Source organism: Halorubrum sp. CGM5_25_10-8B (assembly GCF_005435095.1).
Classification (GTDB): domain Archaea; phylum Halobacteriota; class Halobacteria; order Halobacteriales; family Haloferacaceae; genus Halorubrum; species Halorubrum ezzemoulense.
In genome coordinates, this window is the sequence record NZ_SGTY01000045.1 from 1 (window position 1) to 470 (window position 470).

The window sequence follows — 470 nt, forward strand, 5'->3', positions numbered from 1 at the left end:
GATGCCAATGCGCTGGCGCTGCCCGCCCGAGAACTGGTGCGGGTAACGGTAGAAGTGGTCCTCCGTTAGCCCGACTTGCTCAAGGAGTTCGAAGGCGCGCTCACGGCGTAGCTCCGATTTGTGCCGCTTGACGGCGACCGAGACGGTCGTCGTCCCGTCGCGGCTCACGCTGAGGTTCAGGTCCTCAGCCGTGAGCGGGAGTCCCTCACGCACATTGACCTTGGTGCCGTCGCTGCGGAGCCGGACGGTGATGTCAGCGGCCCGGTCGGGGCGGCACGGCGTCACGTCGCTCCCCTTCACCTCCGCATCGACGTCCTCTACTGCGACCCGGAGGAACGGCCAGTCGTGGGTCTTCAGGGGCTCTTTGATGATTTCGCCAACGGTCATCCGCTCGTTCAGGCTCTCCTGCGGATCCTGAAACACCATCCCGACGCGGCGTTGCCAGCGCCGTCGTTCGCGCCCGCTTAGCT

General features: G+C 66.0%; 1 protein-coding gene. It reads right to left on the minus strand.

The features are described 5' to 3' along the window. A partial coding sequence (locus tag EXE51_RS17415; RefSeq protein ID WP_137693186.1) for an ATP-binding cassette domain-containing protein occupies positions 1-470 on the minus strand: 470 nt, incomplete at both ends.